The sequence below is a fragment of the Rhizobium sp. SYY.PMSO genome, assembly GCF_046840415.1.
In the GTDB taxonomy this organism is placed as follows: Bacteria; Pseudomonadota; Alphaproteobacteria; order Rhizobiales; family Rhizobiaceae; genus Rhizobium.
The window spans coordinates 1,262,348-1,283,242 of sequence record NZ_CP177350.1 but is presented as its reverse complement, the minus strand read 5'-3'; the positions used below and the strand labels follow the sequence as shown (position 1 = coordinate 1,283,242).

Annotated in this window: 16 protein-coding genes and 2 pseudogenes; 12 read left to right on the top strand and 6 right to left on the bottom strand. The window is 61.7% G+C overall.

All coding sequences use genetic code 11. The features are described 5' to 3' along the window. The first annotated feature begins 5 nt into the window (after positions 1-5). Together ACJJVH_RS24200 and ACJJVH_RS24195 are read left to right on the top strand one after the other, a co-directional pair. A complete protein-coding gene (locus ACJJVH_RS24200; protein WP_412065368.1) occupies positions 6-1,574 on the top strand; it encodes a DUF1800 domain-containing protein in 1,569 nt (522 codons plus the stop codon). 2 nt (positions 1,575-1,576) lie between these two features. Further along, a complete protein-coding gene (locus tag ACJJVH_RS24195) occupies positions 1,577-2,797 on the top strand; it encodes a DUF1501 domain-containing protein (protein WP_113452723.1) in 1,221 nt (406 codons plus the stop codon). Between the two features lie 20 nt (positions 2,798-2,817). Here the strand turns inward: ACJJVH_RS24195 and ACJJVH_RS24190 are convergent, their stop codons facing one another. Continuing rightward, positions 2,818-3,714 carry a helix-turn-helix transcriptional regulator gene (locus ACJJVH_RS24190; protein WP_412065367.1) on the bottom strand — a complete coding sequence of 299 codons (897 nt, stop codon included), beginning with the start codon at positions 3,712-3,714 and terminating at the stop codon, positions 2,818-2,820. Between the two features lie 244 nt (positions 3,715-3,958). Here ACJJVH_RS24190 and ACJJVH_RS24185 point away from each other — a divergent pair, with 244 nt between their 5' ends. From ACJJVH_RS24185 to ACJJVH_RS24150, 8 genes are all read left to right on the top strand, one after another. Then, complete coding sequence (locus tag ACJJVH_RS24185) at positions 3,959-5,410, top strand: aldehyde dehydrogenase (protein ID WP_412065366.1); 1,452 nt, start codon at positions 3,959-3,961, stop codon at positions 5,408-5,410. A 72-nt stretch (positions 5,411-5,482) separates the two neighbouring features. Next, entirely contained in the window at positions 5,483-6,793 is a 1,311-nt protein-coding gene (locus tag ACJJVH_RS24180; RefSeq protein ID WP_412065365.1) for an ABC transporter substrate-binding protein, read from the top strand. 7 nt (positions 6,794-6,800) lie between these two features. After that, a complete protein-coding gene (locus ACJJVH_RS24175; RefSeq protein WP_412065364.1) occupies positions 6,801-7,553 on the top strand; it encodes an ABC transporter ATP-binding protein in 753 nt (250 codons plus the stop codon). Next, a complete protein-coding gene (locus ACJJVH_RS24170) occupies positions 7,550-8,278 on the top strand; it encodes an ABC transporter ATP-binding protein (RefSeq protein WP_412065363.1) in 729 nt (242 codons plus the stop codon). The genes ACJJVH_RS24175 and ACJJVH_RS24170 overlap by 4 nt, the downstream gene beginning before the upstream one ends. Continuing rightward, positions 8,275-9,171, top strand: coding sequence for a branched-chain amino acid ABC transporter permease (locus ACJJVH_RS24165; RefSeq protein ID WP_112797430.1), 897 nt, complete (start codon positions 8,275-8,277; stop codon positions 9,169-9,171). Before ACJJVH_RS24170 ends, ACJJVH_RS24165 begins: the two co-directional genes overlap by 4 nt. Continuing rightward, positions 9,168-10,187, top strand: a complete 1,020-nt coding sequence (locus ACJJVH_RS24160) for a branched-chain amino acid ABC transporter permease (protein WP_113422374.1) — start codon at positions 9,168-9,170, stop codon at positions 10,185-10,187. Before ACJJVH_RS24165 ends, ACJJVH_RS24160 begins: the two co-directional genes overlap by 4 nt. 35 nt (positions 10,188-10,222) lie before the next feature. Next, positions 10,223-11,008, top strand: coding sequence for a coniferyl-alcohol dehydrogenase (locus ACJJVH_RS24155; RefSeq protein ID WP_412065362.1), 786 nt, complete (start codon positions 10,223-10,225; stop codon positions 11,006-11,008). A 26-nt stretch (positions 11,009-11,034) separates the two neighbouring features. Beyond that, a complete protein-coding gene (locus tag ACJJVH_RS24150) occupies positions 11,035-12,480 on the top strand; it encodes an aldehyde dehydrogenase (RefSeq protein WP_412065361.1) in 1,446 nt (481 codons plus the stop codon). Between the two features lie 230 nt (positions 12,481-12,710). Here ACJJVH_RS24150 and ACJJVH_RS24145 read toward each other — a convergent pair whose 3' ends face one another. Beyond that, positions 12,711-12,956 (bottom strand): hypothetical protein, encoded by a 246-nt coding sequence (locus tag ACJJVH_RS24145; protein WP_412065360.1) that lies wholly within the window; start codon positions 12,954-12,956, stop codon positions 12,711-12,713. Between the two features lie 26 nt (positions 12,957-12,982). Further along, positions 12,983-14,272 (bottom strand): isocitrate lyase, encoded by a 1,290-nt coding sequence (aceA, locus tag ACJJVH_RS24140; protein WP_412065359.1) that lies wholly within the window; start codon positions 14,270-14,272, stop codon positions 12,983-12,985. Positions 14,273-14,487: 215 nt separating this feature from the next. On the opposite strand from aceA, the gene ACJJVH_RS24135 reads away from it, so the two are divergent. Further along, on the top strand, positions 14,488-15,900 hold the full coding sequence (locus tag ACJJVH_RS24135; RefSeq protein WP_412065358.1) for a helix-turn-helix domain-containing protein: 1,413 nt from the start codon (positions 14,488-14,490) through the stop codon (positions 15,898-15,900). A gap of 143 nt (positions 15,901-16,043) precedes the next feature. On the opposite strand, the gene ACJJVH_RS24130 is transcribed toward ACJJVH_RS24135, so the two are convergent. Further along, positions 16,044-17,765, bottom strand: coding sequence for an ABC transporter ATP-binding protein (locus ACJJVH_RS24130; RefSeq protein ID WP_412065357.1), 1,722 nt, complete (start codon positions 17,763-17,765; stop codon positions 16,044-16,046). A gap of 471 nt (positions 17,766-18,236) precedes the next feature. Between ACJJVH_RS24130 and ACJJVH_RS24125 the strand changes: the two genes are divergently transcribed. Further along, the gene (locus tag ACJJVH_RS24125; RefSeq protein WP_412065356.1) at positions 18,237-19,568 is read left to right on the top strand and encodes a UDP-glucose dehydrogenase family protein; all 1,332 of its coding nucleotides are present in this window, start codon (positions 18,237-18,239) and stop codon (positions 19,566-19,568) included. 110 nt (positions 19,569-19,678) lie between these two features. On the opposite strand, the pseudogene ACJJVH_RS24120 reads toward ACJJVH_RS24125, so the two are convergent. Together ACJJVH_RS24120 and ACJJVH_RS24115 are read right to left on the bottom strand one after the other, a co-directional pair. Then, positions 19,679-20,158: pseudogene (locus ACJJVH_RS24120) on the bottom strand (IS110 family transposase); the annotation flags it as partial. Positions 20,159-20,197: 39 nt separating this feature from the next. Beyond that, positions 20,198-20,445, bottom strand: a pseudogene (locus tag ACJJVH_RS24115) (transposase); the annotation flags it as partial. Positions 20,446-20,895: the final 450 nt, after the last annotated feature.

Genomic DNA, 20,895 nt, shown 5'->3' with positions numbered 1-20,895 from the left:
AGAACATGGCTCAGCAGTCCAATGATGTCGATGCCGCGCTCGCTCTTTCCCGGTTTGGACTAGGAGCGGACCACAACGGCACCGCCTCGATCGCATCCGATCCGCGCGGCGCGTTGCTGGAAGAGATCGCCGAGCGCTTCGTCCCGGTTCCGGTCGGGCCGCAGCTGCAATCCACCGCCGATCTGCTCGTCTCTCTCTACGCATTCCAAGAGCAGCGCAAGCAAGCCAGGCAGCAGGCGGCAGCCGCTGTCTCCGCCACGCCGCAGGACAAGCAGATGCAGGACAAGCAGATGCAAGGCGCGCAACAGCCGCAGAAATCCGCGGCGCAGCCTTCCGGCGCGATGGCGGGGGCGGGGGCGGGACAGCCGGGCAATCAAGCAATGACCGCTCAGCCGGACAATCAGGCCATGGCGACGGCGATCGGCAAGGTCGTCGGGAAACTGGAAAAGCCCGCGATGCCCTATCTCCCGCAGCAGATCCTGTTGGCCGAGGTGGATGCCCGCTTCAACGGCACCATCCGGCAGCCGTTGATCGGCTTCGGCGAGCGTCTTGCCATGTTCTGGGCAAACCATTTTGCGGTCGCCGTCTCGAAGAGCGAGGAGGTTCATGCGGTTGCCGGCGCATTCGAGCGCGAAGCCATCCGTCCCCATGTTTTCGGGCATTTCGCCGATATGCTCCTCGCCGTCGAGACCCATCCGGCCATGCTCGGTTATCTCGACAACCAGCAATCGATCGGGCCGAACTCCAGGGCCAATGCCAACAAGAAACGCGGGCTCAACGAGAATCTTGCCCGCGAGACCCTGGAACTGCACACGCTCGGCGTCAACGGCGGCTACACGCAGGCCGACGTGACCACGCTCGCCAAGATCATCACCGGCTGGACGGTGGCGCGTGCTCAAGGCAAGCTCGGGACACCCGGCACCTTCGTCTTCAATGCGGGCGCCCATGAGCCCGGCGATCAGACGCTCCTCGGCCTTACCTATGCCGACACTGGCGTGGGACAGGGGCGGGAGGCGTTGCGCGACCTTGCCCGCCATCCGGCGACGGCGCAGCACATCGCCACCAAGCTTGTCCGGCATTTCGTCGCCGATACCCCGCCGCCGGCTCTTGTGCAAACTGTCGCTGCGACCTTCAGCAAGACCGACGGTGATCTCTCGGCGGTCTATCGGGCGCTCATCGGTTCCGAAGATGCCTGGAACCCGACGCTCTCGAAGGTTCGCTCGCCGCTGGAGTTCATGACTGCGTTGCTGCGGGCAAGCGGCGAGACGCCGAAGCCGAATGTCATTCTCGGCGTTTTGAACGCCATGGGCCAACCGTTCTGGTCGCCTGCGGGACCCAATGGGTTTGCCGATACCGCCGATGTGTGGGCCTCCAGCGAAAGCCTCAGCATGCGCATGGATGTCGCCAACATGATCGCGAATGCGGTGCCGCCGCAGGTCGATCCCCGCCGCTTTGTTTCCGACAGTCTTGGGCCGCTTCTCTCGCAGGAAACGCTGCAGGCGGTATCGCGTGCGGAGACCCGGAAGCAGGGACTGGTGATTGCTTATCTCTCCCCCGAATTTCAAAGGCGCTGACCATGACTTGTGAACTCATGACTCCGACCCGCCGTGCCGTGCTTGGTGCTTCAGGCGCCTTGTTCGCCTGGGCCTTCATCCCGCGCTTCGCCCATGCCGCCGGTGGGCGCGATCCGCGCTTCATTACCATCATCCTGCGCGGCGCGCTCGATGGCTTGACGGCCGTCCCGCCCGTTGGCGATCCCGATTATCAGGCATTGCGGCAATCGATCGCCATGACGACGAGCGGTCCGAATGCGGCTCTTGCGCTCGACGGCTTTTTTGCCCTGCATCCGTCGATGCCGAATTTCAACCGGCTTTACCGTGCAGGGCAGGCGGCCGTCGTGCATGCCAGCGCGACCGCCTATCGCGACCGATCGCATTTCGATGGTCAGGACGTGCTGGAATCCGGATATGAGCAGCCCGGCCGCGTCGATTCCGGCTGGTTGAACCGGATGCTGGAAAGCTTGCCGAAGGGCGACAAGGTTTCGCCGGGCGTACCGGCGATCCGCGGATTGTCTGTCGGGGCGAACGCGCCGCTGGTCATTCGCGGCAAGGCGCCGGTGCTGGGCTGGTCGCCATCCAACCTGCCGCCGGTCGACGACGACCTGCCGCCGCGTCTGATGGATCTCTACAATCATACCGATCCGCTATTTGCGAAGATCCTTGCCGAGGGCATCTCAACCGGCAAGATCGCCGCCGGTCTCGATATCAAGGCAAGAGGCGGTCCCGGCGATCCCACCGGCATGGAACTGATGGCGAAAGGGGCGGCACGGCTGCTGGCCCAGGACGATGGTCCCCGGGTCGCCGCACTGGCCTTCGAAGGATGGGATACGCATGCAGGAGAGGTGGATCGGCTCAACAAGCTGCTCGTCGGGCTCGACAAATCATTTGCCGCGTTCCAGCAGGAACTTGGCCCCGCCTGGAAGGATACCGCCATCCTCGTTGCGACCGAATTCGGCCGCACGGCGCAGGTCAACGGGACGCAGGGCACGGATCACGGCACCGGAACGACCGCCTTTCTCGCAGGCGGCGCAATCAAGGGCGGCCGGGTGATCGCCGATTGGCCCGGTCTGAAACAGGCGCAACTGCGCGACGGCCGCGATCTGGCCGCCACGACGGACCTGCGCGCCGTCGTCAAGGGCATTGCTGTCGATCTGCTCGGCGCCTCGTCCGCCGTGCTGACACGCGACGTCTTTCCCGGGTCCGATCATGTCCTGCCGATGAAAGGCTTGATCGCCTGACCGGTTCCGATGGTTCAATGTCATGGCCAATCGGCATAGCCGGATGACAAGGTGCTTTCCGCGACCTCGCTCTTGCGGGCGACGTCGCGATAGGCGGCCGGCGAGAAGCCGGTCTTTCTCTTGAAGAAGTGGCTGAAATAGGTGGGGTCGCGAAAACCGAGCCCATCCGAAATCTCCTGTACCGTGCGGGCCGAGCGCTCCAGTCGTAACTTTGCCTCTTGCACCACCCGCTCATGCAGCAATTGCACGGGCGAGCGGCCGAGCGTGCTGCGGCAGATGGCGTGCAGCCGGTCGGTGGTTACGCCGAGCTCGCGCGCATAGTCCGTCATCGGCCGGTGCTGCCGAAACCAGGCTTCCACCAGCTGCCGGTATCTTTGCAGGATCGAAGCGTTGCCGCCCCGCCCGCGCTGCTCGGCCGTTTCCGCGCCGCCGGCTCGCCAAAGCGCCATCAGGATCAATCTCATATAGGCTGAAATCGCCATCCATGAGGCGCGCGAGGGATCGCCGAGTTCGCGAACGAAGCCGGCGACCAATGGCTGCACCTCATCGACGGCAGCGATATCCTTTTCGGGCATGAACCAGGGTTGCTCGCTGAAAATCCTCAGCGCATAGGATTCCGCCCGATCGCCGATCGCGTCGACCATGATTTGAGGCGAGGCACCGACAAGGAAACCTGACGCACCGGCCGCCATATACAGCTCGCACCGTGACTGCGGCGGCAGATAGGCAATGGTCGGCCCGTTTAACGTTCGCTGCTCTTCCGGGCTGAAAACAAGCGTCGCTCTGCCCGCCTGCAGCAGGAAGAGGTGGTGAAACTGAACGTAGAGGCCCTTCTGAAAGCGGATGGTGCGCTGCATCAGAGAGGGTTCGCGCCATTCTCCGCGGGCGTGAAGATGGATGCCGCTATCGGAAACCAATGCATCCTCCTTCACATGGCATGGCAAGAACGTGGCATGAATGCCAGTTATTTGCAATATTAACCCAGAAAATCGCATTCAAAGCTCGCCGCAACCACGTAATCTCTTTCCATGAGCCTTTGGGAGGAGGTCTCCGCACGAACCCTATGCTTGGCGAGGCCGCATCCCGGCCGCGTCGATCCGTGTATGTCTTTTCCCAATCAGATGATTGCAGGCATGACTTGCCAGAGAGCGGATGATCGCCATGTTCGTCGCGAAACTGCTGATCAATGACCAGGCGCTCGATGCATCGGATGCATCGACGTTCGAATGCATCGATCCTGCGACCGGCGACGTTGCAACCGTCGCGCCCGCCGCTTCCCTGGCCGATGCCGCACGCGCTGCCAATGCCGCGGCTGCGGCTTTTCCGATGTGGTCTGATATCGGCCCCGGCGAGCGGCGGGCCCTTCTGAACAAGGCCGCCGACATTCTGACGGCCCGTACGGCCGATTTCGTCGAGGCGATGGTTGGCGAAACCGGGGCGACAGCGCTCTGGGCCAAGATCAATTGCTCCCTTGCCGCCGACATGCTGCGCGAAGCAGGCGCCATGACGACGCAGGTCGCAGGCGAGATCATCCCGTCCGGCGAGGCTGGAAGCCTTGCCATGGCAGTGCGCCAGCCCGCTGGCGTCTGCCTGGGGATTGCGCCATGGAACGCCCCGATCATTCTTGGCGTGCGCTCCATCGCCATGCCGCTTGCCTGCGGCAATACGGTCATTCTGAAGGCATCCGAGCTCTGCCCCAAGACCCATTGCCTGATCGGCGACGTCATGCGCGAAGCGGGATTTCCGGCCGGGGTCGTCAATGTCGTCACCAATGCGCCGAAGGATGCCGCCGCCATCGTCGAGGCCCTGATTGCGCATCCGGCCGTGCGTCGCATCAATTTCACCGGCTCGACCCGCGTCGGACGACTGATCGCCGAAGCGTCCGCGCGCCATCTCAAGCGCTGCCTTCTCGAACTCGGCGGCAAGGCGCCGTTCATCGTTCTTGCCGATGCGGATATCGACGAAGCCGTGCGTGCCGCGGCTTTCGGCGCCTTCATGAACCAGGGCCAGATCTGCATGTCGACGGAGCGGATCATCGTCATGGAGGAGATCGCGGACGAGTTCGTCGGGAAGTTCGGGGCGAAGGCTGCGACCCTCGTTGCCGGCAATCCGCGTGATGGCAACACGCCGCTCGGGACGATGATTACGGCGGAGGCTGCAAGACGCGTTCGTGCGCTCGTCGAGGATGCGACGCAGAAGGGTGCGCTCATCGTCTGCGGCGGTCAAGCGCGGGGCACGCTGATCGACGCGACGATCATCGATCACGTTACGCCGGCCATGCGTATCTACCGCGAGGAAAGCTTCGGACCGCTGGCGGCGATCATTCGCGTCGACAGCGTCGACGAGGCCGTGACCGTCGCCAATGACAACGAATACGGCCTGTCGTCGGCCGTCTTCAGCCGCGACATCAGCCAGGCGCTTGTCGTCGCCCGGCGCATCGAGACCGGCATCTGCCACATCAACGAAGCGACCGTTGCGGATGAGCCGCAAATGCCGTTCGGCGGCGTCAAGTCGAGCGGCTACGGCCGCTTCGGCGGCAGGGCGGCGATCGACGAATTCACGGAACTGCGCTGGATCACGATTGCGTCCGGCAGGCGCGACTATCCGATCTGAGCCGTCTCGGAGCGGAAAGACACAAGGGAGCACGGAGTTAAGAGGGCTCCGGCAAAGAGGGAGGAAAATCTCATGACTGGTTTCAAAGGGCAGATAACGACCATTGGCTTGTCGCGACGCGGTTTCATGACCGCTGCGGCAGCAGGCACGACCGCTCTGGCGCTCGGCGGACGAGCGGCATTTGCCGCCGGCGAAACATTGAAGGTCGGCTTCATCAGTCCCCGCACGGGGCCGCTGGGCGGATTTGGCGAGACCGACGGCTATGTCCTCGAGCTCGCGCGCAAGGCGCTGGCGGATGGCTTGCAGGCTGGCGGCAAGACATGGAAAGTGGAAATTCTCGACCGCGATACCCAGTCCGATCCGTCGCGGGCGGGGCAATTGGCAAAGGACCTGATCAACAACGAGGCGATTGACCTGATGCTGGTGGTCTCGACGCCGGAAACCATCAATCCGGTCGCCGACGCCTGCGAGGCGGCAGGCGTGCCATGCCTGTCGACGGTCATGCCGTGGGAAGCCTGGTACTTCGGGCGCGGCGCCAAGCCCGGTGCGCCATCGCCGTTCAAGTGGACCTACCATTTCGGTTTCGGGGTCGGCGAATTCCTGAAGACCTATATTTCGCAGTGGAACCTGATCGAGACCAACAAGAAGGTCGGGGTCATGTATCCGAACGATGCCGATGGCAACGCCATTCGCGCCAATCTCGCGCCGGCACTCGCCAAGGCCGGTTTCACCATCGTCGATCCCGGCGCTTACGAGACGGGGACGACGGATTTCTCCTCGCAGATCGCGCTCTTCCGGCAGGAAGGCGTCGAGATCTTCAACAGCTTTCCGATTCCGCCGGATTTCGCCGCCTTCTGGCGACAGGCGGCGCAGCAGGGTCTTATCCAGCAGATCAAGATCTGCCAGGTTGCCAAGACCGGGCTGTTCCCGTCCGACATCGAGGCACTCGGCGATCTCGGCATGAATATCGCCAGCGCTGCCTATTGGCACAAGGCCTTCCCCTACAAGTCGTCGCTGACAGGCATATCCGGACCCGAGCTTGCCGACGGCTACGAGGCTGCGAGCGGCAAGCAATGGACGCAGCAGCTTGGCGCGAGCCTGTCGCTCCTCGATGCCGGCTTCGATGTCCTGAAGGCCGCGTCCGACGTCAAGAGCAAGGAGGCCGTCGCCAAGGCGATGAGCACGCTGAAGACCACGACGATTGCCGGCAAGGTGGATTTCACCGCTGGTCCCGTCGCCAATGTCTCTCCAGGCCCGATCATCGGCACGCAATGGGTCAAGGCGCCCGCCGGCTCGAAATTCGCGCTCGACTATGTCGTGACCGAACATGCCACCGATCCGAACGTGCCCGTCGGGGCCAAGCTCATCGCTTATAACGGGTAAGGCTATCGTGCAGGGGCAAGAACAAAAGCAGCCGGGACAGGATTTCCTGTCGGCCAGAGGGATCCACAAGCGCTTCGGGGCGCTTGCGGTTATCGAAAACCTCGATTTTTCCATGAGAGATGGCGAGGCTGTGGGCATCGTCGGCCCGAACGGAGCGGGCAAGACGACCTTGCTGGGAGCGCTCGCGGGCGCTTTTCCCCTGAATGCGGGAACGATCACCTTCGACGGCCGGAATGTGACCGCTTTGACGGCGGCCGATCGCTGCCGGTCGGGCCTCGTCAGGACGCATCAGATTCCAAAGCCTTTCGGCGGCATGACGACGTTCGAGAATGTCCTCGTCGCCGCCTCGCATGGCAAGGCATCGACCTGCGACGAGGCCTATGAGCGTGTCGTCGATTCTCTGCGGCTCTGCGGCATGCTTGGCGTGGCCAATCGCCGTGCCGACACGCTGGGTCTGCTCGATCGCAAGCGGCTGGAACTGGCCCGCGCCCTTGCGACCGGCCCTCGGCTGCTCCTCGTCGACGAAATCGGCGGCGGGTTGAGCGATGGCGAGGCAACCGAGCTTGTCGGAACCATCCAGGAACTGCGGCGGCGCGGCATCGGCATCGTCTGGATCGAGCATATCGTTCATATTCTGCTGCAGGTCGTGGAACGGCTGATCTGCATGGATGCCGGCAAGATCATCGCCGATGGCGATCCAAAGGCGGTCATGAACAATGCCGAGGTCGTGCGCGCCTATCTTGGAGGAGCGCCCGCATGAGCATTCTTTCCGTTTGCGACCTCGATGTCCGTCACGGTCTGCTGCCGGCGGTGCGCGGCGTCAGTTTTAATCTCGCCAAGGGGGAGGTGCTCGCCCTCGTCGGCGCAAACGGCGCCGGCAAGACGACGTTGCTGCGTTCGGTCGCCGGCGCGCATTTGCCGGCATCCGGTCAGATCCTGCTCCATGGCGAAGATGTCACGGCCGTTCCCTCGCACAAGCGTATCGCCAAGGGAATTGCCCTGGTGCCGGAGGGCCGGCGGCTGTTTTCGCAGATGACCGTGGAGGAGAACCTGCTGCTCGGCGGAAGCGCCGGCCGCAAAGGCGAATGGACGGTCGACCGCATCTTCGATGCTTTCCCGAATTTGAAGCCGCGCCGGCACGCCAAGGCAAGTCATCTGTCCGGCGGCGAGCAGCAGGCCACCGCAATCGGTCGGGCGCTGATGAGCAACCCGGACGTTCTTCTGCTCGACGAGGTCTCGCTCGGCCTGTCGCCGCTTGTGGTCGATCGGGTTTATCAGCAATTGCAGGGCCTTCTCTCATCGGGCACGACGATCGTGCTGGTCGAGCAGGATCTGAGCCGTGCCATGAATGTCGCAAGCCGCGTCATCTGCATGCTTGAGGGGAATATCGTGCTCGACAGGCCGGCAAACGGCACCACGCGCGAGGATGTGACCCGGGCCTATTTCGGCTTGCATCGGTCGACGGCCGAGAGGAGCGTCTCGTGATCAATACCCTCATTCAAGGCATCCTGCTTGGTGGTTACTATGCCGTCATCGCCTGCGGCCTGTCCTTCATGTTCTCGGTCATGCGCATCATCAACCTCGCGCATGGCAGCCTTGCCGTCGTAGCCGCCTATGGACTTTGGTTGCTGGCAGCGAAACTCGGCATACCGCCCTTTGCCGGCCTGCTGATCGTCCTGCCGGTCATGGCCGCGCTCGGCTGGCTCCTGCAGCGCTTCGTGCTGGAGCGCAGCGCTCGCGGCGGTACGCTGTTACCGATCCTGACGACTTTTGGTCTGTCGATCGTCATCGACAATCTGTTGTTCGAGCAATTCGGCGCGGATACGCGTTCGCTTGCGCCCTTCATCGGCAATCTGTCCTATGCCTCCTGGCAATTGCCGGGTCACGTCTTCGTCGGCAAACTGGCCGTTCTGATGACGGTGACGGCGATCGTCATCATCGGCGGTCTGCAGTTCTTCCTTGGCCGATTTGCACTCGGCCGCTCGATCCGCGCCACGGCGGAGGACCCGGATACGGCTGGCATCGTCGGCATCGATGCGCGCCGCGTCAACGCTATTGCGACGGCGATTACCATGGTCACGGTCGGCATTGCCGGCGCATTCCTGGCCATGCGGGCAACCTTCAATCCATACTCGGGCGGCCCGCAACTGCTCTTCGCCTTCGAGGCGGCCGTCATCGGCGGCGCCGGTTCACTGTGGGGAACCCTGCTCGGCGGCATCGTACTCGGGCTGGCGCAGTCGATCGGCGCTCAAGTCCATCCGCAAGGCTTTCTGATCGGTGGCCATGTCGCCTTCCTTCTCGTTCTTTTCGTGCGGCTGCACCAGTTCGGCATGCCCGGTCTCGGCAGAATCCGTGCGCTTCTTCGGAGCCCGACATGAGCATCATCGTCCCCGGAATTTCCGTCGAGCGCTGGACTGCTTCCTCGCGATTCACCCTGGCTGCGATGATCGTCGCGGTCGTGCTGCTTGCCGTCTTGCCCGCCTTCTCCAGTGCCGGCGTCACCGACCGGATGACGGCTCTCTTCATCTACGTGATCCTGGCGGCGATGTGGAATGCGCTGGCGGGCTTCGGCGGCCTCGTTTCCGTCGGCCAGCAGGTCTTCTTCGGGCTAGGCGCCTATTTCACCATTCGGCTGGCAGATGCGGGGCTCGATCCGTTCGTTTCTCTCATCGCCGCGGCCTTCGTCACCGGTGCGCTATCCCTGCCGCTCTCGTGGCTGATGCTGCGATTGAGGGGAGGCGAGTTTGCCATCGGCATGTGGGTGCTCGCAGAGCTTGCCCATCTGCTCGTCAACCTCGACAGGCTCATTCAAGGCGAGACCGGAACCTCGCTCATTTCGTTGAATGCCTATGACAGCGGTACGCGCCGCGCCGCGATCTATTGGTTGGCGCTGACATCCATGGTGGCTTTATTGGGCGTGCTCTTTGCCCTTCTGCGCAGCCGGGCGGGGGCGGCCATGCAGGCAATCCGAGACAACGAGGATGCGGCAACATCGGTCGGCGTGCGGGTTGCGGCGACAAAACGGCTGCTCTTCGTCCTGGCGGCTTTCGGCATCGCCATTGCCGGCGGCCTATGGCTGGCGACGGCAGTCACGTTCCAGCCAAAAACCTATTTCAGCGTGCAGTGGACCGCCTACATGATCTTCATGGTGCTGGTCGGCGGCATCGGCAAATTCGAAGGTGCGATCCTGGGTGCCATTCTGTTCTTCGTCATCGAAACCGTCTTCGGCGGGACAGGGGTCTGGTATCTGGTCGGGCTTGGCGCCACGGCGGTCTTCTTTTCCCTCTACGTGCCGCGGGGCCTGTGGGGCGAAATCGAACGGCGCTTCGATCTGCAGCTCTTGCCGGTCGGCTACCGGCTGACGGTTTCGGATCTTTTCAAGGATAAACAATAGCGGCGCTTGCCGCGTTTCATGAGAAAGGTGAAATCATGCTTTTCGGCAAGACCATCCTCATTACCGGCGTAGCCTCCGGTATCGGTGCGCGCGCTGCGGAACTTGCGGGGCAGATGGGCGCCGACGTCATCGGCATCGATGTCCGCGAACCGTCTTCGGGCACCGGCTTCTTCATCAAGGGCGATATCTCGACTGCAGCCGGCATCGAGGAGATCGTCAAGCGACTGCCCAATCGCATCGATGCCCTGGCCAATGTCGCCGGGCTTTCCGGCAGCACCGGCGTCACGGCGACGCTGGCGGTCAATTTCTATGGCCTGCGCGCCCTTTCGGAAGCCGTCGCACCTCGCTTGCGCGAGGGCGGGGCGATCGTCAATGTCGCCTCGATCGCCGGCTACGGCTGGCGCACCAATCTGGAGCGGGCGAAGGCGTTGACAGGCATCGAGGGGTTTCCGGACGTGGCGTCTCTCGTCGGCGAACATGGCCTGAAGAACGAGGAGGGCTATCCACTCTCCAAGGAACTGCTGCTGCTGTGGACCATGCGGGCCGCCCATCAGCCCCTCTTCAAGGATCGCAGCATTCGCGTCAATGCCGTCAGCCCGGGCCCTGTCGAAACGCCGATCCTGAAACAGTTCCGGGCCGTGCTAGGCGATGCCCGCGTCGATAGCGATATCACCCGCGTCGGCCGGGCCGGTACTTCCGCCGATATCGCGCCCGCCATCCTGTTTCTGTGCTCGGACGGTGCGCGCTGGATCAACGGCGCCAATCTTCCGGTTGATGGCGGACTGGAAGCTTCTATCAATGCCGACGTGCTCGGCTTTTAAATACCATCCTCATCAGGAGACAAGAGATGAACATTTCCCTTCTCATCAATGGCGTCGACCGGCCGGCAGCCAGCGGTCGAACCTATGACCGGCGGGACCCATTTACGGAAGAGCTGGCCAGCACGGCGCCGGCAGCCGGGCTTGAGGATGTCGCGGCCGCGATCGAGGCCGCCTCGAATGCTTTTCCCGGCTGGTCCGGCACCGGTCCCGGCCCGCGCCGTACGATTCTCGCAAAGGCGGCCGACATCATGGACGCCAAGGTCGGCGAGTTCACGAAGCTGATGATGGAGGAGACGGGCGCGACCGCCCCCTGGGCGGGCTTCAACGTCATGCTGGCAGCCAATATCCTGCGCGAGGCCGCGGCGATGACGACGCAGATCGGCGGCGAGATCATTCCATCCGACAAGCCGGGCACGCTCGCCATGGGCGTGCGCCAGGCGGCCGGCGTGTGCCTCGCTATCGCGCCCTGGAATGCGCCCGTGATCCTCGCGACGCGCGCCATCGCCATGCCGATTGCCTGCGGCAATACCGTGATCCTGAAGGCCTCCGAACAGTGCCCCGGCACGCAGCGGCTGATCGCAACCGCATTGACGGAGGCTGGGTTGCCGGCCGGCGTCATCAACGTCATTACCAACGCGCCGGAGGATGCGCCGCAGATCGTCGAGGCGCTGATTGCACATCCTGCCGTCCGTCGCGTCAACTTCACCGGTTCGACGAAGGTGGGCAAGATCATCGCCGAGTTGAGCGGCAAGCACCTGAAGCCCGCTCTTCTGGAGCTCGGCGGCAAGGCGCCGCTGGTCGTGCTTGAGGATGCGGATATCGATGGTGCCGTCAATGCAGCGATCTTCGGCGCCTTCATGCATCAGGGCCAGATCTGCATGTCGACAGAGCGCATCATCGTGCATCAGGCGATCGCGGATGCCTTCGTCGCCAAGCTCGCGGCGCGTGCCGGCGCGTTGCCCGCCGGCGATCCACGCGGCCATGTCGTCCTCGGCTCGCTGATCAGCCTCGAAGCGGCAAAAAAGATGGAAGAACTGATCGCCGATGCGCAGGCCAAAGGCGCCAGGCTGGTGGCCGGCGGCAAGCGCAACGGCACCGTGGTCGAGGCCACATTGCTCGATTTAGTCACTCCGGACATGCGCATCTATGCCGAGGAATCCTTCGGGCCGGTGAAGCCGATCATCCGCGTGGCAAGCGAGGACGAAGCCGTGCGTGTCGCTAACGATACCGAATACGGCCTGTCGTCCGCCGTTTTCAGCCGCGACGTCCAGCGGGCGCTTGCCGTCGCCGGCCGCATCCAGTCCGGAATTTGCCATATCAATGGCCCGACCCTGAATGACGAGGCGCAAATGCCGTTCGGCGGCGTGAAAGGCAGCGGCTACGGCCGCTTCGGCGGCAAGGCGGCCATCGCCGAATTCACCGACCTGCGCTGGATCACCATCGAGGATCCGGCACAACACTATCCCTTCTGATCATGAAAACTGCGGCGATCGACGACGACCGATTGGTCCATACCGTCGGCAATCGGATGATCGCCGCATTCCTCCCGATCGGGGGCTGTTCAGGTCATCGGCCGTTATTCCGGCGCGATTGCATCGGGCCAGAATCCTGCCGGCGACGCTAAAGATGAATTTCAGGTCAAGTGAACGGGCCGGCCGTTAAAGAGCGGCGCGGCCCGAGGATTGGCTTGCTGTTGCGGCGATCACGCCGTGCGTGCGGCATTGGTGACGACGACCGGGATCAGCAGATCGCCCCAATTGCCGTCGCCGCCATGGTGTCGGGCGGAGCGGACGAGCTCGACGGAGACGCCGGCTTCGACCGCGTTCATGACAGTCTGGTTGAGGCGATGCAGTTCGTTGGCCAACATGCGGATGACCGCCTGCTGATCGGCATTCATGGTGAGAGACTGCTCCTCGGCTCTCTCGCGAACGCGTGCTATCGATGGCATTTCATTTTCCTCCTTTGATCTCGACGTTATTCTGCTGCCGGCTTGAACTGGGCGTGCTCGGTCGATCCGTGCATGGCGGTCGTGGATGACTGGCCGCCGGTGATTGCCAGCGATACGGCATCGAAATAGCCCGTTCCCACTTCGCGCTGATGCTTGGTGGCGGTGTAACCATTGGCCTCGGCGGCAAATTCTGCCTGCTGCAGTTCGGAATAAGCTGCCATCTGGCGTGCCTTGTAGCCGCGGGCGAGCTCGAACATGCCGAAATTCAGCTGATGGAAGCCGGCAAGCGTGATGAACTGGAATTTGTAGCCCATCGCCCCCAGCTCGCGCTGGAATTTGGCGATCGTCGCGTCATCCAGGTTTTTCTTCCAGTTGAACGACGGCGAGCAATTGTAGGCGAGCAGCTTGCCCGGGTGGACCCGATGCACGCCCTCGGCAAATTTGCGCGCCTGTTCGAGATCAGGCTTCGAGGTCTCGCACCAGATGAGATCGCAATGTGGAGCGTAGGCGACGGCGCGGGCTATGCAGGGCTCGATGCCGTTGCGGACCTGATAGAACCCCTCGACCGTGCGCCCGGCGTCGTAATCGACGAAAGGCTGATCGCGTTCGTCGATATCCGATGTCAACAGCTTGGCAGCCTCCGCATCGGTGCGCGCGACGACAAGCGTCGGCACGCCCAAGACATCGGCCGCCAGGCGGGCAGCGTTGAGATTGCGGATATGTGCCGCCGTCGGGATCAGAACCTTGCCGCCGAGATGGCCGCATTTCTTTTCCGATGCCAGCTGGTCCTCGAAATGGACGCCCGCCGCGCCCGCCTCGATATAGGCTTTCATGATCTCGAAAGCGTTGAGCGGCCCGCCGAAGCCTGCTTCGGCATCGGCGACGATCGGCGCGAACCATGTGTCGACCGACAGCCCTTCGCCTTCCGCGGTCTCGATCTGGTCTGCCCGCTGCAAGGTGCGATTGATGCGCCGTGCAAGCTCGGGGCCGGCATTGGCCGGATAGAGCGACTGGTCCGGATACATGGCCGAGGCCGTATTGGCGTCGGCGGCAACCTGCCATCCGGAGAGGTAGATCGCCTTCAGGCCGGCGCGAACCATCTGCATGGCCTGGTTGCCGGACAGCGCGCCGAGCGCATTGACGAAGTCTTCCTCGTGAATGAGCTGCCAGAGCCGGTTCGCCCCCATCTCGGCGAGCGAGTGGCGGATGGTGATCGATCCGCGCAACCGCTCCACGTCCCCGGCCTGATAGGGGCGCTCGATACCGTCGAAACGCCCGGCAGGCGCGCTTGGAACCAGTTTGTAAAAGTCTGTCATGCGAATCTCCCGATAACTTTCTGCCGATCCTCCGATCGACCTCGATTACGTGACTATTTTTACAATATCAGCGCTATCGTAGCCAGAAAAACCAGAAGATCTCATTTCTAAAAAGGGTTAGGATGTGCTACCATTGACAATCGCCCTCGGTAAAATTGTAAATATTGTAAATATTGTAAAAATCGATTTGGTGGCGATTTGTAAAAGGGTGACACATGGTTGAACGGAAGATCTTTGCCGGGCCTCGGATTCGACGTATGCGCATGGGACTCGGCCTGACGCAGACGACCATGGCGCAGGCTCTCGATATCTCGCCGTCCTATCTCAATCTGATCGAGCGCAATCAGCGGCCGCTGACCGTACAACTGTTGTTGAAGCTGTCGGCGGTCTATAAGGTCGACCTCGACGAGCTGCAGGGAGAGCAAGGCGGAAGCGCCGGTCAATTGCGCGAGGTCTTCGCCGATCCGCTGCTTGCCGGCGAGATTCCCGGCGATCAGGAACTCATCGAGCTGGCCGAGGCCGCGCCGAATGCGGCAAACGGCGTGATCCGGCTTTATCGTGCCTATCGCGAGCAGGCCGCGAGATTGTCCGATCTCGCCGAGCTTCTTTCCCGCGACGGCAGGATTGCCGACGTTGCCGGACCCCGCTTGCCGCTCGACGAGGTTCACGGCCGTCTGCAAGCCCGCCCGAACTTCTTCGCCCGCATCGAGGATATTGCCGAGGCGCTTTATGAACGCCTTTCGCCGGGCGACGATATGGCAGGCGCCTTGAAAGCGTGGCTGAAGGGCGAACATGGCATTTCGGTGCGCCTTTTGCCGGTGCGTGTCATGCCGGGTCTGCGCCGGCGCTACGATCGTCACTCGATGCGGCTTTTCCTGTCCGAGCGCTTGTCGCCGTGCGATCAGCTCCGCGAGATTGCGACAGAGGTCTCTCTTCTGGCCATGCGCGCGGAAATTGCCGCCGAGCTCGATGCACTCGCGCTGTCTACGCCGGAGGCCAATCGCATCGCCCGTTTCGAGCTGGCGCGATATGCCTCGCATGCGCTGCTCATGCCCTATGGCGCCTATCTGTCGGCGGCACAGCGCCTGCACTACGATATCGATGGCCTGGGGGCTCGCTTCGGCGTCTCCTACGAGCAGGCCGCCACACGGCTGACCAGCCTGCAGCGTCCGGGCGCCCTGGGCATTCCGTTTTTCCTGATGGAGATCGACAATGCCGGCCATCGGCTGCGCAAGGCAGGCGCCCAGGGCTTTCCGCAGGCCCGTTTCGGCGGCGGCTGTCCCAAGCTGAATATCCATGCCGCCTTTGCCCAACCCGGGCAGATATTGGTGGACGCGGCCGAAATGCCCGACGGCGGCGGCTTTCTCACGATATCGCGGACGATCGAAGGCCCGCAGGCCGATTTCGGAGAGCGGGTACGCCGCACGGCGCTCCTCATCGGCTGCGATCTCGCCCATCGCGACGAAGTGACCTACGGGAGGGCATTGGGCGCCGGCCAAATCGCGATCGGCCCGGCCTGCCGGTTATGCGAACGTCAAGGATGCCTGGCAAGAGGCGAACCGCCCGTCACGCGCCCGCTCGGCCTCGACGAGATGGCGGCAGGGTTCAGTGCGTTCGACTTTCAATGATTGCCCTGCATCGCCATTGAGAACGAGGGCAGGCGGGAAAATCGTAGGTGCGTCATCGCCAAGACTCGACCGACCGGTCTCGACATGATGGAGACCGAGCGTCGAGCCTTGGCGTTCCGGTATAGCTTGCGCAAGCAGTCATATCAGGCAAGCAGGCCGAATTGTGCATTGTGAAGCCGGGCATAGGCACCGCGGCGCGCGAGCAGCTCGTCGTGAAACCCTTGCTCGACAATGCCGTTGTCACCCATGACGATGATGCGGTTCGCGTTGCGGATCGTTGACAGCCGGTGAGCGACGACGAGCGTCGTGCGGCCTTTTGCAAGCTCCAGCAGCGCCTGCTGGATCGCGTATTCCGTGGCCGTATCGAGGGCTGAGGTCGCCTCGTCAAGAATGAGGATCGGCGGGTCCTTCAGGAAGATGCGGGCAATCGCGAGGCGCTGCTTTTGGCCGCCCGAGAGCTTGACGCCGCGCTCGCCCGTCGGCGTGTCGAGGCCACCGGGCAGGGACCGGACGAATTCATCGAGCGAGGCGCGTTGCAGCGCTTTCACGATATCCTCGTCGGTCGCGCCCAGCCTTCCATACGCAATATTTTCCCGGATGGTCGAGCCGAACAGGAAGACGTCCTGCTGGACGATGCCGATCTGGCTGCGCAGCGAAGCCTGGGTCATGTCGCGAATATCAATGCCATCGATGGTGATGCTGCCCGATGTGACGTCATAAAAGCGTGGCAGCAGGGAGCAGATCGTCGTCTTGCCGGTGCCGGAGGCGCCGACGAAGGCCACGGTCTCGCCGGCTGAGACCGTCAGATTGAGACCCCTGAAAATCGCGGCCTGATCGGAATAGCCGAAGGCGACATTCCTGTAGGCGATATCGCCTTTCAGATGATCGACCGTAACGGCATTCGGCCGGTCGGCAAGGTCGGGTTCCGTGTCGATCAGGGACAGAAAGCGTTTGAAGCCGGCAATGCCTTTGGGATAGGTCTCGATCACCGAGGTAATCTTGTCGATCGGCCGGAAGAAAACGTTGATGAGCAAAAGGAAGCTGACAAAGCCGCCATAACTCAGCTCTCCCGATATCACGAACCAGGTTCCGGCCATCATGACGACGAGCTGCACCAGGCGCGTGCTGAAATAGCTGAGCGCGATGCTTGCCGTCATATAGGCGTAGCCGTCCAGCTTGGTCGCCTTGTAGTCTTCGTTGTCGCTGGCAAACAGCTGGCTTTCGTATCGCTCGTTGGCAAAAGCCTTCACCACACGGATGCCGCCGACGGTTTCCTGCATGCGCGTGTTGAAGTTGCCGACCTTGCCGAACAGGCTGCGCGAGTTGAGCGTCATCCTGGACCCATAGCGGCTGACCAGCCATGTCATGAAGGGAACAATGGTCGTCGTCAGCAGCGCAAGCTTCCAGTGAACGCTGAACATCAACAGAAAGGCGCCGATAAAGGTCATGATCGCGATGAACAGGTCCTCGGGGCCGTGATGCGCGATCTCGCCCACCTCTTCAAGGTCCTTGGTGACATGGGTGATCAGATGACCGGTGCGGTTGTTGTCGAAATAGCGGAAAGAAAGCTTCTGAATATGGTCGAACGCCTGACGGCGCATATCGGACTCGATCGAGATGCCGAGTGCATGCCCCCAGTAGTTGACGATCGCCGAGAGGCCGGTGGACGTTACGTAGACGGCGAGCAGTACCGCAGCCGTCGCAAAGATCACCCCCCAGTCGCGGCTTGGCAGCAGTTCATCGACGAACAGCTTGACCGCCAGCGGAAAGCCGAGCTCCAGCAGGCCCGCGAGCACCGCGCAGCCGAAATCCAGGAGGAACAGGGCCTTGTAGCGGGAATAATAGGAAAAGAAACGACGTAGCATGAATGCCTTCCGTGGGCATTGAAGAGGATACGGAGAAACAAGGGCGAAGAGGGACCAAACGACCGCCCGAACTCTGCGCCGCTATTCAGCGTCAGTCAGTACCGAAATTTCCCATCGGACGATCCTACTGCTTGAGTCACATGCTTCGTATAACCGGAGCGTGCACCTCTGTCACTCCTGAGAAAGAATAGCATGAGCTCTTATGGCGACGTGCATCTCTATTTGTTGCAATCTATGGAGGATTTAAACTAAGTGAATCTCCACCATCAACAACCATCAGAAGCTAATTCCGACACCAAAGCAGATCGTATCTTGCGATGGTTTTACTCTGCTTGCAGGGGTAATTTGAGAGTGGGCTATTCGCCACAATCGTGTATAAGCGCATACGATCGCAATGCCGGTTTTGCTTCGAAGGCCTGGTCCGGCGCCGGCAAAGGGCCAGCAAGAGGCCAATAAGAGGATTGAAGTTTCATGCGTATCACGATGATCGGCTCTGGTTATGTGGGGCTCGTGTCGGGCGTTTGCTTTGCCGATTTCGGCCATGACGTGATCTGCGTCGACAAGGACGCCGGCAAGATCGAAGCGTTGCGCCGGGGCGAGATACCGATCTTCGAACCCGGTCTGGAGCAGCTGGTTGCCGACAATGTCCGCGCCGGCCGCCTTTCCTTTGCGACGGATGTCGAGACAAGCGTTGCCGCGAGCGACGTCGTCTTCATCGCGGTCGGCACGCCTTCCAGGCGCGGCGACGGTCATGCCGATCTTTCCTATGTCTATGCCGCCGCGCGCGAGATCGCCCGGCACGTCAACGGCTTCACCGTCATCGTCACCAAGTCGACCGTGCCTGTCGGCACCGGCGACGAGGTCGAGCGCATCGTGCGCGAAACCAATCCGGATGCCGAGGTCGCCATCGTCTCCAACCCGGAATTCCTGCGCGAGGGGGCTGCCATCGAGGATTTCAAGCGCCCGGACCGCATCGTCATCGGCCTCGACGACGAGCGCGCCCGCTCCGTCATGACCGAGGTCTACCGGCCGCTCTACCTCAACCAGGCGCCGCTGCTGTTCACCACCCGCCGCACGTCGGAACTGATCAAATACGCCGCCAACGCCTTCCTGGCCATGAAGATCACCTTCATCAACGAAATGGCCGATCTGTGCGAGAAGGTGGGCGCCAATGTGCAGGAGGTCTCGCGCGGCATCGGCCTTGACGGCCGCATCGGCTCGAAATTCCTGCATGCCGGTCCGGGCTATGGCGGCTCCTGCTTCCCGAAGGATACGATTGCGCTGGCCAAGACGGCGCAGGATTACGACAGCCCCGTGCGCCTGATCGAAACCACGATTTCGATCAACGACAACCGCAAGCGCGCCATGGGCCGCAAGGTGATCGCGGCCATGGGCGGCGACATCAGGGGCAAGAGGATCGCCATCCTCGGCCTGACCTTCAAGCCGAACACCGACGACATGCGCGACAGCCCGGCGATCTCGATCATCCGGACGCTGCAGGATGCCGGCGCCGGCGTGACCGGCTACGATCCCGAAGGCATGGACAATGCCCGCCTGGTGATCGACGATATCGCCTATGCCGACGATGCCTACAGCGCCGCGCGCGACGCCGACGCCCTCGTCATCGTGACGGAATGGAACCAGTTCCGCGCGCTGGACTTCGAACGGCTCAAATCCGTCATGAAGGCACCGGTTCTCGTCGACCTCAGAAACATCTATCGCCATGACGAGGTCACAAAGCACGGCTTTGCCTATACAAGCGTCGGTAGCCCCTCGAACGACGTCACAGCGATAAGCTCGTAAATCCGGCCTATGTCTTAGCACGCGGACTCACTAGCTGATGCTATCTATATCCTTGTGGTGGCGGGTTTGAGTGCTGCGAGGTTATCTGCGCGCCGGTCAAATCGAGTAGCCAAGCTACGCATCTGCGTCAAGTCTGCGCCTGTAAGACCGTATAAAGCGGCCCTTATATCAAAGACGGCGCATTCGTTTGCTTCGTCTTCGTCCGGATCTTTGGCAGTGGCGCGACCGGAGCTTCAAGTTCGGCAGTCATGGAAGCTATCGCCGCCTCAAGCTTGCGGTCGCATTCAAGCTTCACCTGGTAGAAGTCGTAGAGCTCCAGTGATTGGGAAAGCGCAAACACGTGCTCATCGCGATCGTTACCGATCAGAGATGCTTTGATTGTCTCGACAGAGGAGTGGCAACGCACATCGCGCGATGACGTCGGGATCGCCCTCGTCGGAAACGATTGCCCGAATGATCTTCATACCGGTCACGCCGGTGATGTCGGAGGCCACATGGTGGAGTTGCAGGTTCATCTCCACTAAGGCCTTCTGCATGTGCTGGATATGAGCTGCCGCATACTCGACCAGCCGTTCTCTTTGCCGCAGATATCGTAGCACCACCTGTTTCTACCGTGCACAGGCGGTCCAAAGCCCATGATTGTTTTTTAGGATATCTCGCTCCTCGGTGACGCAAGCCAATTCTTTCTTCAGCCGCCTGATCTCCTCGGCCTCGTCGTTGCGCTTGGCGTTCGACGCTGCAAACTTCTTCTTCCATTCGTAAAGCGAATGCTGGCTGACGCCGAGACGCCGCGAAACCTCCGCAACCGGATAGTCTCGCTCCGTGATCTGGTGCGCCGCGTCACGCTTAACGCTTCGCTGAAATTCGATTTGCTCATGATGCTCTTCTTGCCTCAAAATTAGGAAAGAAGGTGTCTACAAATCCAGGGGCTATTCACAACTCAACGATTATTGCTCGGCAAAAGTGGTGCGATGATAACCCACTCTTCGTCGCTTAATTCGTGATGGTGCATAACAATCTCCTTTCTAAGAGATTGGATCACAGACCATCACCAAGATGAACCTTTATGGGGAGACCGCCTAAGTTTCGGCTTCAGCACGTTGCTCCTCGGGTTTGCCGGTGAGCGATTTTTGAGAATACGCATGCGTGAGACGTAAACTACTTTGACGCGGAACAGTACGATCGTTATCCTAAAATTATAAGAGCAGATCAGTCAAGCGAGACCTAGTGCTCAATTACCCGGCGCGAGGGTTAACTTTTACGCGACTTTAAAGGTAACTTTAATGTCCTGCAACCAAAATACCCATTTAGTGGAAAAAGAGAGCCA

What these genes read in the sequence shown, in the direction of transcription:
- ACJJVH_RS24185 (WP_412065366.1), top strand. Translation starts at nt 3,959, where the DNA reads ATGTTCGTCGCGAAACTGCTGATCAATGACCAGGCGCTCGATGCATCG.
- ACJJVH_RS24135 (WP_412065358.1), top strand. Translation starts at nt 14,488, where the DNA reads ATGGTTGAACGGAAGATCTTTGCCGGGCCTCGGATTCGACGTATGCGC.
- ACJJVH_RS24200 (WP_412065368.1), top strand. Translation starts at nt 6, where the DNA reads ATGGCTCAGCAGTCCAATGATGTCGATGCCGCGCTCGCTCTTTCCCGG.
- ACJJVH_RS24130 (WP_412065357.1), bottom strand. Translation starts at nt 17,765, where the DNA reads ATGCTACGTCGTTTCTTTTCCTATTATTCCCGCTACAAGGCCCTGTTC.
- ACJJVH_RS24150 (WP_412065361.1), top strand. Translation starts at nt 11,035, where the DNA reads ATGAACATTTCCCTTCTCATCAATGGCGTCGACCGGCCGGCAGCCAGC.
- aceA (WP_412065359.1), bottom strand. Translation starts at nt 14,272, where the DNA reads ATGACAGACTTTTACAAACTGGTTCCAAGCGCGCCTGCCGGGCGTTTC.
- ACJJVH_RS24170 (WP_412065363.1), top strand. Translation starts at nt 7,550, where the DNA reads ATGAGCATTCTTTCCGTTTGCGACCTCGATGTCCGTCACGGTCTGCTG.
- ACJJVH_RS24160 (WP_113422374.1), top strand. Translation starts at nt 9,168, where the DNA reads ATGAGCATCATCGTCCCCGGAATTTCCGTCGAGCGCTGGACTGCTTCC.
- ACJJVH_RS24180 (WP_412065365.1), top strand. Translation starts at nt 5,483, where the DNA reads ATGACTGGTTTCAAAGGGCAGATAACGACCATTGGCTTGTCGCGACGC.
- ACJJVH_RS24195 (WP_113452723.1), top strand. Translation starts at nt 1,577, where the DNA reads ATGACTTGTGAACTCATGACTCCGACCCGCCGTGCCGTGCTTGGTGCT.
- ACJJVH_RS24145 (WP_412065360.1), bottom strand. Translation starts at nt 12,956, where the DNA reads ATGCCATCGATAGCACGCGTTCGCGAGAGAGCCGAGGAGCAGTCTCTC.
- ACJJVH_RS24155 (WP_412065362.1), top strand. Translation starts at nt 10,223, where the DNA reads ATGCTTTTCGGCAAGACCATCCTCATTACCGGCGTAGCCTCCGGTATC.
- ACJJVH_RS24125 (WP_412065356.1), top strand. Translation starts at nt 18,237, where the DNA reads ATGCGTATCACGATGATCGGCTCTGGTTATGTGGGGCTCGTGTCGGGC.